General features: G+C 65.8%; 12 protein-coding genes. 8 read left to right on the top strand and 4 right to left on the bottom strand.

Annotation, left to right across the window (positions count from 1 at the left end; genetic code table 11):
• The first annotated feature begins 27 nt into the window (after positions 1-27).
• A complete protein-coding gene (locus L880_RS0116085) occupies positions 28-966 on the top strand; it encodes a LysR family transcriptional regulator (RefSeq protein ID WP_019575909.1) in 939 nt (312 codons plus the stop codon).
• A 4-nt stretch (positions 967-970) separates the two neighbouring features.
• Here the strand turns inward: L880_RS0116085 and L880_RS0116080 are convergent, their stop codons facing one another.
• Positions 971-1,471, bottom strand: a complete 501-nt coding sequence (locus tag L880_RS0116080; RefSeq protein ID WP_043329646.1) for a CreA family protein — start codon at positions 1,469-1,471, stop codon at positions 971-973.
• Positions 1,472-1,789: 318 nt separating this feature from the next.
• Here L880_RS0116080 and L880_RS35010 point away from each other — a divergent pair, with 318 nt between their 5' ends.
• The 4 genes from L880_RS35010 (at position 1,790) to L880_RS0116060 (ending at position 3,777) form a co-directional block, all read left to right on the top strand.
• Positions 1,790-2,176, top strand: a complete 387-nt coding sequence (locus tag L880_RS35010; RefSeq protein WP_027476543.1) for an aggregation-promoting factor C-terminal-like domain-containing protein — start codon at positions 1,790-1,792, stop codon at positions 2,174-2,176.
• 267 nt (positions 2,177-2,443) lie between these two features.
• Complete coding sequence (locus L880_RS32545; protein ID WP_157462920.1) at positions 2,444-2,656, top strand: hypothetical protein; 213 nt, start codon at positions 2,444-2,446, stop codon at positions 2,654-2,656.
• A gap of 35 nt (positions 2,657-2,691) precedes the next feature.
• Positions 2,692-3,480 (top strand): SDR family oxidoreductase, encoded by a 789-nt coding sequence (locus L880_RS0116065; protein ID WP_027476542.1) that lies wholly within the window; start codon positions 2,692-2,694, stop codon positions 3,478-3,480.
• Between the two features lie 3 nt (positions 3,481-3,483).
• Positions 3,484-3,777 carry a 2Fe-2S iron-sulfur cluster-binding protein gene (locus tag L880_RS0116060; protein ID WP_027476541.1) on the top strand — a complete coding sequence of 98 codons (294 nt, stop codon included), beginning with the start codon at positions 3,484-3,486 and terminating at the stop codon, positions 3,775-3,777.
• On the opposite strand, the gene L880_RS0116055 is transcribed toward L880_RS0116060, so the two are convergent.
• Genes L880_RS0116055 through L880_RS32540 form a run of 3 tightly spaced genes read right to left on the bottom strand, consistent with a single transcriptional unit; the run spans position 3,770 to position 10,085 of the window.
• The gene (locus L880_RS0116055) at positions 3,770-5,182 is read right to left on the bottom strand and encodes an FkbM family methyltransferase (RefSeq protein ID WP_027476540.1); all 1,413 of its coding nucleotides are present in this window, start codon (positions 5,180-5,182) and stop codon (positions 3,770-3,772) included. The two genes, L880_RS0116060 and L880_RS0116055, sit on opposite strands and share 8 nt — an antisense overlap.
• Before the next feature lie 60 nt (positions 5,183-5,242).
• The gene (cphA, locus tag L880_RS0116050) at positions 5,243-7,810 is read right to left on the bottom strand and encodes a cyanophycin synthetase (RefSeq protein ID WP_027476539.1); all 2,568 of its coding nucleotides are present in this window, start codon (positions 7,808-7,810) and stop codon (positions 5,243-5,245) included.
• A 43-nt stretch (positions 7,811-7,853) separates the two neighbouring features.
• On the bottom strand, positions 7,854-10,085 hold the full coding sequence (locus L880_RS32540; protein WP_043329689.1) for a cyanophycin synthetase: 2,232 nt from the start codon (positions 10,083-10,085) through the stop codon (positions 7,854-7,856).
• A 183-nt stretch (positions 10,086-10,268) separates the two neighbouring features.
• Between L880_RS32540 and L880_RS0116040 the strand changes: the two genes are divergently transcribed.
• Genes L880_RS0116040 through queC form a run of 3 tightly spaced genes read left to right on the top strand, consistent with a single transcriptional unit; the run spans position 10,269 to position 13,804 of the window.
• On the top strand, positions 10,269-12,581 hold the full coding sequence (locus tag L880_RS0116040; RefSeq protein WP_027476538.1) for a cyanophycin metabolism-associated ABC transporter: 2,313 nt from the start codon (positions 10,269-10,271) through the stop codon (positions 12,579-12,581).
• A 9-nt stretch (positions 12,582-12,590) separates the two neighbouring features.
• Positions 12,591-13,064, top strand: coding sequence for a cyanophycin metabolism-associated DUF1854 family protein (locus L880_RS0116035; protein WP_027476537.1), 474 nt, complete (start codon positions 12,591-12,593; stop codon positions 13,062-13,064).
• A 35-nt stretch (positions 13,065-13,099) separates the two neighbouring features.
• The gene (queC, locus tag L880_RS0116030; RefSeq protein WP_027476536.1) at positions 13,100-13,804 is read left to right on the top strand and encodes a 7-cyano-7-deazaguanine synthase QueC; all 705 of its coding nucleotides are present in this window, start codon (positions 13,100-13,102) and stop codon (positions 13,802-13,804) included.
• Positions 13,805-13,836: the final 32 nt, after the last annotated feature.

The raw sequence follows: 13,836 nt of genomic DNA, 5'->3' as shown, positions 1-13,836 counted from the left end.
ACGATTTTTTCAATAAACTGATCGGCCATGCAGATCAATTGGTCCACTCGTGAGCTCGATGTCTTTCTCGCCCTGGGGCAAACCCTGAGCTTTCGGCGCACGGCCGATCAGGTGCACCTGTCGCAGTCGGCGGTGTCGGGGGTGCTGACCCGGCTGGAAGAATCCTTGGGCACGCGCCTGTTCGACCGCACCACGCGCAGCGTGCAGCTCACCCTGGCCGGCCAGGTGTTCTTTGAGCAGGTGCAGGTCTTGCGTGCCCAGACCGACGAGGCCGTGCGGGCGGTGCGCAGCGTGGCCGAGTTGCAGGTGGGGCAGGTCACGCTGGCGGCCTTGCCCTCGCTGGCCGCCACCGTGGTGCCCGCCGCCATGGCCCGGCTGGCCGCCCAGCACCCGGGCATTCGCCTGTCGGTGATCGACACCTTGTCGGGCCCTGCGTTTGACCTGGTGCGCCGCGGCGAGGTCGACTTTGCGCTGACGGCCGCCAACCCGGCCTATGCCGATCTCGACGACCAGCCCCTGGCCTCAGACGGCTTTGTGCTCTTGCTGCCGGCCCAGCACGCTCTGGCCAAAGGACGGCAGGCCCTGGGCTGGGCCGAGGTGGCGGACCTGGTGCACATCTCCATGCCCCAACCCACCAGCGTACGCCAGTACGCCGACGCGGCCTTGCTGGAGCACCGCCTGCGCTTTGCGCCGCGTTACGAGGTGGAGCATCTGGCCACCATCCAGGCCATGGTGGCCGCCGGCCTGGGCGTGGCCGCGCTGCCCGAGTGGGCTGCCGCCGTGGCGCCCTTGCCCGGGGTGGTGAAGCGGCGCCTGTGCCGGCCCGACATCCGCCGCCCCATCGGCCTGGTCACGCGCCGGGGCCGGGCCTTGAGCCCCGCCGCCACCGAGATGGTGGCCCTGCTGCGCGAAGAGATGCTGCGCCTGGTGCCGGCGCGCAGGCGCCGCAACGTGGGCGAGAGCTGAGGGCTTACTTCAGCGGAATGGCCTGGGCCCGATCCACCGGCACCGCAGTCACGCTGTTCTGGGGCGAGCCTTCGACCAGCCGATCCGAGTACGTCAGGTAGACCAGGGTGTTGCGTTTGGTGTCCACCATGCGCACCACGCGCAGCCGCTTGAACAGGATGGACATGCGCTCCGAGAACACCTCGTCTTCACGCGGCAAGGGCTTCTTGAAGCTGATGGGGCCCACCTGACGGCAGGCAATCGAGGCCTCGGCCTTGTCCTCGGCCAGGCCAAAGGCCCCCGACAGCCCCCCCGTGCGGGCGCGCGACACGAAACAGGTCACGCCCTCGACCAGGGGGTCGTCATAGGCCTCGACCACGATCTTGTGGTTGGGGCCGATCAGCTTGAAAGCGGTGCTGACGTCGCCGACCAGGTCAGGGCCCGCGTGGGCGCTGGTGACGGCGAGCCATAAGCCAGCAGCGGTGAGCAGGGGGCTTGTCAGGGCGGCTGCGAGAATTTTCAACATCGAGATTCCAATCAAGGGCCGGCAGGCGGCGGTCACATTGGGGGTACCTCAGCCTGCCGGGGTGTCAAGTCTGGATTCAGGCGGGGCCAGCGGTCAAGCTCACCGGTTCGGGTGGCGATCCTCATCAGCTACATAAATTGCTATTTATAGACAAAAATTCGCTTTCAAAACTTTTCGGTCTGTTGAGAATCAATTCTAGGCTGTGTCGTGTAGGGAAGTAGATCAGGGAGGCACCTGAAGGGGCTTGCTGATCCGTTCCGTGGTGCTTTGTTAGGCGCAGGTCCCGTATTTTGAATTTTCGTTTTCGGAGGCGTTCACATGGGAAAAATGCACACGCATGGTCACAGCCCTATCAAGCGCCCCGTCGCGCCTTGGGTTGCCCAGTCGCCCATGAAGGTTCCGCAATCCGTGCAGCAGTCTTTGAAAGAAGCCATGCGTTTAGAGGATGTTCCTTCAGAGCAGTTTGATGACCTGCTGTGGATCATGGCGCAAGAGTCTGGTGGTGTCGTGGGGGTTCGAAATGAAAAATCAACGGCCCGGGGTCTGTATCAACTTTTGCGGGCCCAGTACGATTTGAACCCAAAGGGGGAACGTTCTTTTGGGAACGCTATTGAGGAATGCCAGGGTGGCATTCGATATATTCTTGGCCGCTACCGCACTGCCCAGGCTGCGCGGGCGTTCTGGGAAAGACACCACTGGTATTAATCAATGCGACTATTTTCTCTCGCCTTGCTCCCAGTGCTCTCTGCGTTGGCGGCATCCACTCTTTTGGGCAGCCAGACCGACACATCTTTTGAGGACTGCGCTGCGCCCTCTGGGCCGAGTTCTGCGCCAAGGTCGCCGCCACGCCTTCAATTGACCGACCCGCAATCCCGTCGCTATGCTTCTGTGCTACGGGAAGGCGCCAAGCAATCCGTCAATTTTGCCGGTCACTACATCCTGACCACTTGGGGGTGCGGCGCAGGGTGCTTGATGGCTGCCGCCATCGATGCCCGCAGTGGCCATGTCGCCATGTTTCCCTTCACCGTTTCAGATTGGCCTCTGACGGTATCCGAGCCCCTGTCCTATCGCGTTGACAGTTGCTTTCTGCAAGTTCAGGGGCGGCTCAATGAGCAGGCCACCGGGGTGCATGTCTACCGCTTTGACGGCCAGCACTTTCACCTCAGGGAGGCCGTGCGGCCCTAAACTGCTAGCCTCGCTTCAAACTCGCAGGCAGCACCATGGACTTGCAACTCACCCATCGCCACATCCTGATCACCGGCGGCAGCAAAGGCATCGGCCTGGCTTGCGCCCAGGGCTTTCTGGCCGAAGGGGCCCGTGTGACGCTGGTGGCGCGCAACCCGCAGACACTGGCGCAGGCCTTGAGCACCTTGGGCGGTGATGCGCAGCGCGTGGCCACGGTGGCTGCCGACCTGTGCGATGCCGATGCCGCCTTGGCCGCGCTGGATGCCGCTGAGGCGCGCTTGGGGCCGGTCGATGTGCTAGTCAACTCGGCCGGTGCCGCCCGCCGCACCCCACCCGACGAGTTGACGCCCCAGGCCTGGCACGACGCCATGCAGGCCAAGTACTTCAGCTACCTGCACATGATCGATCCGGCCATCAAGCGCATGGCCCAGCGCGGGCAGGGCGTGATCGTCAATGTGGTGGGCGCGGGCGGCAAGGTGGCCAGCCCCATCCACCTGCCCGGCGGCGCCGCCAATGCCGCGCTGATGCTGGTCAGCGCGGGTCTGGCCTCAGCCTATGGCCCGCGTGGCGTGCGGGTGAATGCTGTCAACCCTGGTGCCACCCTGACCGAACGCCTGCGCGAAGGGCTGAATGCCGAGGCCCGCCTGCAGGGCATCACCACGGACGAGGCCCTGGATCGCTCCCGCGCCAAGCTGCCGCTGGGCCGCCTAGCCACGCCGGAGGAGGTCGCCAACGCGGTGGTATTTCTGGCCTCGCCCAAGGCCAGTTACATCACGGGCGCCATCTTGGCGATGGACGGCGCGGTGACGCCGATGGTGGTCTGAGCCATGAGCGAATGGCGCATCCGTTGCCCCGATCTGGAGGTCGAGTGGTTGGCGGCTGAAGGCGAGTCGCTGCTCGAATCGGCCGAGCGAGCCGGCATCGAGTTGCTCAGTTCGTGCCGCAATGGTACTTGCCGTACCTGCATGTGCCGGCTGGTGGCTGGTGAGGTGCGCTATCGCATCGAGTGGCCGGGGCTCAGCCGGGAGGAGAAAGCCGAGGGGTGGGTGCTGCCCTGTGTGGCGGAGCCCACGGGGCCTCGTGAGTTGTCACTCGACAGCCCCTGGGCCGGTCTCAAATGACCTTGTAGCGCCGCACCATCAATTCAAGTCTGCGCAGCATTTCCGGGCTGCCGAAGCCGAGTTGACGGATCGTGGCCAAGCGGTTGAGCACCTCTTGCGAGGATGAGTAGAACGATGAGTAGCCCGAGTAGCGCTCCAGGCCTTCGAGCAGGCCGCAAAAAATCCAGTTGCCCAACTGGTTGACCGGGTCAATGAATTGATTGGCTGCGCACGGCGTCAAAAAGGGAACACTGGGGTCAATTTGCCGCTGGGTGTTCAGGCGGTCGATCTGACCGGCGACCGAGTTCACGGCCAGGGTGTGGAGTCCGGCATCGCGGGCCACTCGGGCCAGGCTGGCCGCGTGCAGTGCCCCGGGTTGCCGCGTGGCCAATGCCTGGAACAGGGCCAGGCTGCGGTGCAAGGCCGCGTAGCGTTCACCCAGTGAAACGGTCTTGTCCATGGCCAGGGTGTACAGCGCCATGGCTTCATCCGTCTGAGTGCTGTTCTCATCGGTTGCTCGCTGTTGCCAAGTGGCCGCCAGGGCCTGAGCGTAGGGCATCACCGCCAGTTGTTGTTGCCAGGTGTAGCGGCCGCTCTGCAGGCGCGAGGCCAGCTTGGCAGTCGCGCTGTCGTCGTCCAGCACATCTTGCACTTGCAGCAAGAGGCCGCGAGCAGCCAGCGCAGCAGCTCGATCGGGCTTGCAGCAAAACAAATTGAGTTGACGAGGCTCCCGTGCCTCCAGGACTTGGAGTGGAGCGATTGCGCCCAGCCCCGGGATCAGCCGGTAGCACTGGTAGCCGATTTCTTCAAAGGTTTGAACCAATTGGTGGTTGATGCCATGACCTGCAATCAGCTCGAATTGAACCAGGGGGGAATGGCGCTGGAAGAACGCCTTGCCACCGCGGATGATAGGCACCTCTTCCCCTTCTGCGTCCATTTTCATGAAGGCGATGTCAGCCCAGTCGTGTTCGGCCATCAAGTGATCGATGGTCGACAGGGCCACTTCCTCCGATGGGACTGAGCTGTTTTCATCCCGGATCAGTTCGTTGAGTTCGGCGCAGTCGTTCAAAGACAAGCGTGCGGTACCGAGGTGATCCGACAGGGCCATCTGATCGATCTTGACCTGCTTAAAACCATTCAGTTGAACGCTTTCACGCAGAAAAGCGGCTGTGCCGGAGGCTGGCTCGATTGCCCAGACGCGTCCGGTGGGGCCAACGGCCTGGGCCAGAGACAACGTGAACATGCCGTAATTGGCACCGATGTCGATGGCTTGTTGACCCTCTCCCATCAAGGTGCGGACAAATCGGAGTTCATCCTCAAACCAGTCACCCTGCTCTTGCAGCACATAGGTGGAGATCTGTTCCAGCGAATCAGGCAACACCATCTGGATATTCCCGTTCAGGGGAAGTGTGATTTTCTTTTGCATGGGTTTTCAAAAACGGAGACCCGCACAAGGCGGGTCGGGTAACTCAAGGTGCAGAAGGAATCACCCCTCCGCCACCCGCTTCGCCAAATGCGCCAGCGCCTCTTCCACCTGATCCACCAGCACCAGGCACAGGTCGCCGGGTTGCAGGCGGTCCAGGGCCACGTCGATGGCCTTGAATTCGCCCTGGATCTCTTCGACATGGCGGGTGCGGGTGGCGCCGGCCAGGCCTTGGCGCAGCAGGGCCATCACTTCGCCGTCGGCGCGGCCGCGCTGGCAGGCGTCTTCGTACAGCACCACGTCGTCAAAGGCCTGGCCCAGGATGGCGGTCTGTTCGGTGATGTCTTCGTCGCGCCGGTCGCCGGCGCCGCTGATGACCACGGCGCGGCGTTGGGCCGGCATGGCCTCGACGGCTGAGACCAGGGCGCGCATGGCGTCGGGGTTGTGGCCGTAGTCGGCGATCACGGTGGCGCCGCGGAAGTCCATCACGTTGAAGCGGCCGGGGGCGTTGTCGCTGTCGTTGACAAAGCTGGCCACGCCGCTGCGGATGGTGTCCCAGCTCAGGCCGACGCCCCAGGCGGCGGCCACGGCGGCCATCACGTTGTCCACCTGGAAGCCGATGGTGCCATTGCGGGTGATGGGCACGTCGCGCAGCAGGATGTGCTCGCGCCAGGTGCCTTCGGCCACCACGATGGCATCGCCGTCCACATAGACGGTGCGCTTGCCCTGGGCCCGGTGGGTGGCCATGACGGGGTGGTTGCGGTCGCGGGCAAAGTAGATCACCTGGCCCGGGCAGCTTTCGGCCATGGCGGCCACCATGGGGTCGGCCGCATTGAGCACGGCATAGCCCTGAGGGGCCACGTTCTGCACGATCACGCGCTTGACCACGGCCAGGTCTTCCACGGTGTCGATGTAGTTCATGCCCAGGTGGTCGCCGGCGCCCACGTTGGTGACCACGGCCACCTGGCAGCGGTCAAAGCCCAGGCCTTCGCGCAGGATGCCGCCGCGGGCGGTCTCGAACACGGCTGCGTCCACATCGGGGTGCAGCAGCACGTTGCGGGCGCTCTTGGGGCCGCTGCAGTCGCCGCTGTCGATCTGGCGGCCGTTCACGTACACGCCGTCGGTGTTGGTCATGCCCACGCGCAGGCCGCTGGCGCTGAACAGGTGGGTGATCAGGCGGGCGGTGGTGGTCTTGCCGTTGGTGCCGGTGACGGCCACGACCGGGATGCGGCCGTCGTCGCCGCTGTTGTACAGGTGCGAGACCATGGCCTCACCCACCTGGCGGCCCTTGCCGAACGAGGGCATCAGGTGCATGCGCAGGCCGGGCGCGGCGTTGACTTCAACGATGCCGCCGTGCTGCTCTTCGAGCGGGCGCAGCACGCTTTCGCAGACCACGTCGACACCGCAGATGTGCATGCCCACCATCTGGGCGGCGGCCACGGCGCGCGCGGCCACTTCGGGGTGCACGTCGTCGGTCACGTCGGTGGCGGTGCCGCCGGTGCTCAGGTTGGCGTTGTTGCGCAGGATCACGCGCTGGCCCTTGGGGGGCACGGATTCGGGCTTCAGATCTTGCAGGGCCAGTCGGGCGATGGCGATGTCGTCAAAGCGGATCTTGGTCAGCGAGGTGGCGTGGCCCACGCCTCGGCGCGGGTCGGCGTTCACGATGTCGACCAGTTCGCGCACGGTGTGCACGCCGTCGCCGATCACCTGGGGCGGGTCGCGGCGGGCTGCCGCCACCAGGCGATCGCCCACCACCAGCAGGCGGAAGTCGTTGCCGGGCAGGTATTTCTCGACCAGCACCTCGCCGATGTCGGCGGCGGCCTTGTAGGCCAGGTCCAGGTGGGCGCGGTCGACGATGTTGACGGTCACGCCCTTGCCCTGGTTGCCGTCTTGCGGCTTGAGCACCACCGGCAGGCCGATTTCGAGGGCGGCGGCCCAGGCGTCGTCGGGGCTGGTGGCCGGGCGGCCCAGCGGCACGGGCACGCCGGCGGCGCGCAGCAGCATCTTGGTCAGGTCTTTGTCCTGGGCGATGGATTCGGCCACGGCGCTGGTGGTGTCCACCTCGGCGGCCTGGATGCGGCGCTGGCGCGAGCCCCAGCCAAACTGCACCAGGCTGCCCGAGGTCAGGCGGCGGTAGGGGATGCCACGCTTGACGGCGGCCTCGACGATGGAGCCGGTGCTGGGGCCCAGGCGCTCGTCCTCATCGGTTTCGCGCAGCTTGGCGATGGCCTCGTCGATGTCGAAGGCGGTGTTGTTCTGCGCCGCCGCGATCAGGGCCAGCGACAGATCGAAGGCCTGGCGGCCGACGGCTTCTTCGCTGTACTCGATCACCACCTGGTAGATGCCGGCTTCGGAGGTGGTGCTGGTGCGGCTGTAAGTGACCGGGCAGCCGGCCTGCGATTGCAGCGCCAGGCCGGCCGCTTCAAGCACGTGGGCCAGCGACACCGGGCCTTCGTTGCTGTCGTGGCGCAGCGGCCCCAGGCCCGGGAAGAGGGCGCGGATGCGGGCTTCGAAGCCCTCCAGGGCGGCAATCGAGCGCTCGGCGGGGGCACATTCCACCACGGCCTCGATGGCGGTGTGGCGGCTCCAGATGTTGGGGCCGCGCAGGGCCCGGATGCGTGAGACTTCCATCTGTTTCTCTTGGGTTCAGTGGGCGCTGGGGGGCAGCCGGTGTTCAGCGGAAAAAGGCGGTGCTGCCTGCGGGGCGAACCGGTTGCGGATCGGGATCGAAGGTCTCGATGCCGGCGGCGATCAGGTCGGGCGAGATGTCCAGGGCCCAGGCTGTGGCCACGGCGGCCAGCAGGGCCTCTTCGGTCATGGGGAAGGCGGTGTTCTGGCGCTCGCGGATGTCGCCCAGGTCGGACAGCACCTTCTCGTGGCTGCCTTCGGCCAGCACCACATAGCCTTGCTTGAGGTAGACGGCGCGGCCCTGGCTGGCGCGGTGCGCCTCGATGGCGGGGATGTCGGCCTGCAGGCCGTACAGCACCACCGAGCCGTCGCACAGCGAGGCCATGTCGCTGACACGGGTGTCGGCGGTGTTGAGCACGGCCACGCCATCGGGCAGCACCACGTCCACCTGGGTGCGCATCACGCGCACCATCTGGTCAGGTTCGTGCACGTCGTAGTGGCTCAGGGCCTCGAAACCTTCGAGGTCGGTCACCACGCCCACCTGGCAGCGGTCATAGGGCAGGCCGTCGCGCAGAATGGTTTCGGCCCCGTTTTCGATCACCGTGGCCTGCACCGAATGGTTCATCAGCAGGCGGTGGCCGGCCTCCCAGTGGGCGCAGTTCACCGATTCAACACGGCGGCGGTCCAGGAACAGGCCGTCTCGGCAGGCCAGGCCGGTCTGGCGGCCGCTCAAATGGGCCAGCCAGGCCACCATGCGGGCGATCTTGTGCGTGTCGCGGGTGCCGGCCACGCCCACCACCGGGATGCGGCCCGGGGCGGTGTCGCCCTCGGTTTCGGGGAACAGGTGGTCGACGATGGCGCGGCCCACCGGGCGCGGCGAGCCCTCGGCGGGCTTCAGGTGCATCAGCAGGCCGGGGCCGGCATTGACCTCGACGATGGCTCCGCCCTGGGCGTCCAGAGGGCGCGAAATGTCCTGCGCCACCATGTCGATGCCGGCGATGTCCAGGCCCACCACGCGCGCGGCCAGGGTGGCGGCATGGGCCACTTCGGGGTGCACGCTGTCGGTGCAGTCGATGGCCACGTTGCCATTGCGCTCGATCACCACAAAGCGGCCGGCAGACGGCACGGCGTCGGGCGTCAGGCCCTGGCGCTGGATCTCGAGCTGCACCTTGGTGTTGGTTTCGATGACGATGGTCTCGAGCGGAAACTCTTCTTCGATGCCGCGGCGCGGGTCGGAGTTGAGCTGGCTGTCGATCAGCTGGTGCACGCTGCTGCGGCCGTCGCCGGTGATGCCGATGATCTCGCCGCGGGCGGCGGCCACCACCCGGTCACCCACCACCAGCAGGCGGTGCTCGTGGCCCGGGATGAAGCGCTCGACCATCACGTCGCTGCCTTCCGGGTAGGCCACGTGGTAGGCGGCTTCGATGTCGGCCTGCTCGTGCAGGTCCAGTGTCACGCCGCGGCCGTGGTTGGCGTCCGAGGGCTTGACCACCACCGGCAGGCCGATGTCCTGGGCGGCTTCCCAGGCTTCCTCGGGGCTGTTGACGATCTGGCCCTCGGGCACCGGCACGCCGCACGATTTGAGCAGCGACTTGGTCAGGTCCTTGTCGCCGGCAATGCCTTCGGCAATGCCTTCGGCAATGGCGCTGGTGAATTCGGTCTCGGCCGTCCAGATGCGGCGCTGGCTGGCGCCGTAGCCCAATTGCACCAGATTGCCGTCGTTCAGGCGGATGTGGGGAATGCGGCGGTCGGTGGCGGCGTCAACGATGCAGGCCGTGCTGGGGCCGAGGTAGCAGTTGTCGACCTCGGTGCGCACGCGGTTCACGGCGGTCTTGACGTCAAAGGCCTCGCCTTTGATGGTGGCGATCAGCAGTTTGTGGCCTTCGTCCAGGGCGGCACGGGCCACGCGCTCTTCGCGGGCACGGAACACCATGCGGTACACGCCGTGGCGCGAGGTGCTGCGGGTCTGGCCGAAGCCGGTGGGCATGCCCGCCAGGTTCAGCAGCTCGATGACGATGTGCTCCAGGATGTGCCCGGCCCAGGTGCCTTCCTCCAGGCGCTGCAGAAAGCCGCCCCGTTCGCCGACACCGCAGTGGTGCTCGATCAAGGCGGGCAGCAAGGTGACCAGCCGGTCTTTGAAACCCGGGATCTTGTTGGAGGGGTAGTCTTCCAGTTCCCCGAGGTCCAGCCAGACTTCCAGCACGGAGCGGTAAGTCCAGATGTTGGGGCCGCGCAGGTAATTGATGCGCAAGAGCTTGAGATCGTCGGCTTTGATCATGTTCGAGTCGGGTTCTGGGCCTGGCGCCATACCGCCAGTCAGGCGAGATTGTGCGCTCAGTTTGGGGGGCTCGGTCACGCCACATTCTCCCGCAGCCTGCCGCATGGCCTCGGTTTCGGCGAAAATCGACTTTTCCTGCTTGAGCGCGGGAGGTCGAACGGTGCCGCGCGGTACGGAATCAAAATGCAACATTCACATCCTGTAGGTTCATCTGGCGAAGCGGCGGATCCCGGAAGAATCAACCCCCAATCTCAGCTTGCACGTGGTGAAAACGTGCTCGCTTCCCTGCCGGTTGACTTGGACGAACGTCTTAATTTCTCCAGCGGCCTGTTGGTGGTCACCGAGCAACGCCTGCTCAGTTGGGCCCCGGGGGCCGGGCAATGGCAGTCCTGGCCCCTGCACGCGGGCCTGAGCCTGCGCCACAGCGACCACGCCGGCGTGGGCCTGCTGGAGCTGCTGGGCCCGGGCGAGCGCCTGGCGCGCTGGCGTTTCACGATGGCGCTGGACGTGCACGCCATGCGCGTGATCAAGGTGTTCGAGCAGCGCTTGGCCTTGTTGGCGGGCGCCGCCCCGGTCGAGACGGATGAGGCGGCGGCCTGCCCCTCGTGCGGCGCCTTGCTGCCATCTGACAGCGAGGAGTGCCCTGCCTGTGCCCGTGAGCTGCAGGCCCCCACCTCCACCTGGGTGCTGCTGCGCCTGTGGCGTTTTGCCCGGCCCTATCGCAAGCAACTGTTCACCGGGTTTGCGCTGACGCTGGCCTCCACCGCGGCCACCCTGATCCCGCCGTACCTGACCATCCCGCTGATGGACGACATCCTGATCCCGTTCCAGAACGGCAAGCAGATCGACCCCATGCTGGTGCTGCTGTACCTGAGCGGGCTGCTGTTGTCGGCGCTGGCGGCCTGGGGGCTGAGCTGGGCGCGCACTTACATATTGGCGCTGGTGTCCGAGCGCATCGGTGCCGACCTGCGCACCACCACCTACGAGCACTTGTTGCGGCTGTCGCTGGATTATTTTGGCGGCAAGCGCACCGGTGACCTGATGAATCGCATCGGCTCGGAAACCGACCGCATCAACGTCTTCCTGTCCTTGCATGCCCTGGATTTCGTCACCGATGTGCTCATGATCGCCATGACCGCGGTGATTCTGTTCTCGATCAACCCCTGGCTGGCCCTGGTCACCCTGGTGCCGTTGCCCTTCATTGCCTGGCTGATCCACACCGTGCGGGACCGGCTGCGCACCGGCTTCGAGAAGATCGACCGGGTCTGGTCGCAGGTGACCAACGTGCTGGCCGACACCATTCCGGGCATCCGGGTGGTCAAGGCCTTTGCCCAGGAGCAACGCGAGGCCGACCGCTTCAAGCAGGCGAACCGCCACAACCTCGAGGTCAACGACAAGCTCAACCGCACCTGGTCGCTGTTTTCGCCCACGGTGTCGCTGCTGACGGAGATCGGCCTGCTGGTGGTGTGGGGTTTTGGCATCTGGCTGGTGTCCAAGAGCCAGATCACGGTGGGGGTGCTGACCGCCTTCATCGCCTACATCGGGCGCTTCTACACCCGGCTGGATTCGATGAGCCGCATCGTGTCGGTGACGCAGAAGGCGGCCGCGGGTGCCAAGCGCATTTTTGACATCCTGGACCACATCTCGAACGTGCCTGAGCCCAGCCAGCCGGCACCCCTGCCGCGGGTCTCGGGCCGCATCGAAATGAGCGGCATCGGCTTCCGCTACGGCACACGCACGGTGATCCGCGGGGTGGATCTGGACATCCAGCCCGGCGAAATGATCGGCCTGGTGGGGCACAGCGGCTCGGGCAAGAGCACGCTGGTGAACCTGATCTGCCGTTTTTATGACGTGACCGATGGGGCCATCAAGCTCGACGGCACTGATGTGCGCCGCTTCAAGGTGTCGGACTACCGCAGCAACATCGGCCTGGTGCTGCAGGAGCCCTTCCTGTTCTTTGGCACCATTGCCGAGAACATCGCCTACGGCAAGCCGGGCGCTTCGCGCGAAGAGATCGTGGCGGCCGCCCGGGCCGCACATGCGCATGACTTCATCCTGCGCCTGCCGCAGGGCTATGACTCGTTGGTGGGTGAGCGCGGCCAGGGCCTGTCGGGCGGCGAACGGCAGCGCATCTCGATTGCACGTGCCCTGCTGATCGACCCACGCATCCTCATCCTCGATGAAGCCACCTCGGCGGTGGACACCGAAACCGAGAAGGAAATCCAGCGCGCCCTCGACAACCTGGTCCAGGGGCGCACCACCATCGCCATCGCGCACCGGCTCTCCACCCTGCGCAAGGCCGATCGGTTGGTGGTGATGGACCGTGGCCAGGTGGTCGAAGTGGGCCCGCACGACGAGCTGATGGCCAAGCAGGGAGCCTATTGGCGCCTGTACGAGGCACAAGCCCGCCGCGTGGACGGGTCGGACGACGACGGCGCCACCCTGAGCCCCAGCGCCCTTTCGGCTCATTCGGCCCACCCGGCCGGCCAACCCTGAGTTGCCACCATGACCCCACAAGCTGATTTCAAGTTGAGCCGCCACCCCCTGGGCCGGCTGGTGCTGACCGATGCCGAGGGCATCGAGCACCTGGGCGTGACCCCGGTGCGCGCCTTTCCGATTGCCGCGCCCGATGAGGGCTTGTCGCTGGTCGGGCCTGAAGGGCACGAGCTGGCCTGGGTGCCGCGTCTGTCGGCCCTGGCGCCCGAGTTGCGCCAATTGATCGAGGAAGAACTGGCCAGTCGCGAGTTCAGCCCTGAACTGCGCCGGCTGGTGGCCGTGTCCTCGTTCTCCACGCCCTGCACCTGGACCGTCGAGACCGACCGCGGACGCACCGATTTTGTGCTCAAGACCGAGGACGACATCCGCCGTCTGGACCGCGGGCGCCTGCTCATCACCGGCAGCCAAGGCATCGTCTATCAGATCCGTGACCTGCAGACCCTGGATCGGGGGTCGCGCCGGCTGCTGGAGCGCTTCCTCTGAGCCGGGCTCTTCAACCCTCTTTCCATTCGACTGCCATGCACAAATCCGCACTGGTTCTTTTCTCCGGGGGGCAAGACTCGACCACCTGCCTGGCCCACGCCCTGTCGCGCTACGAGCGGGTTGAAACGGTGGCGTTTGATTACCGCCAGCGCCACAGCGTGGAGCTCGACGCCCGGCTGGCCGTGCTGGGGGCGATGCGTGAGCAGTTTCCAGCCTGGGCCGCCAAGTTGGGCGAGGACCACCTGCTGGACCTGGCCGTGTTGGGCCAGGTCAGTGAGACCTCGCTGACGCGCGACATGGCTTTCAAGATGGAGCAGGGCGGTCTGCCCAACACCTTTGTGCCGGGGCGCAACCTGCTGTTCTTGACCCTGGCCGCTGCGCTGGCCTACCGGCGTGGCCTGGAAGTCATCGTGACCGGGGTGTGTGAAACCGATTACTCAGGTTACCCCGACTGCCGTGACGACACCATGAAGGCCATGCAGCTGGCCTTGTCTCTGGGCATGGACCGGCGTCTGCTGATCGAGACACCGCTGATGTGGATCGACAAGGCCGATACCTGGGCCTTGGCCGAGCAATTGGGGGGCAAGGCCCTGGTCGATCTGATCGTGGAACATTCGCACACCTGCTACCTGGGGGATCGTGAGCATCGCCATGCCTGGGGTTGGGGGTGTGGCAGTTGTCCGGCATGCGAACTTCGGGCGCGGGGTTACGAGCGCTACCGCGCCGCTGCCGGGTCTTGAAACCCCCCTTTTTCAAGTCGACATTCCGAAAA

Source organism: Curvibacter gracilis ATCC BAA-807 (assembly GCF_000518645.1).
Classification (GTDB): domain Bacteria; phylum Pseudomonadota; class Gammaproteobacteria; order Burkholderiales; family Burkholderiaceae_C; genus Curvibacter; species Curvibacter gracilis.
This window is presented reverse-complemented; position numbering and strand designations above follow the sequence as displayed.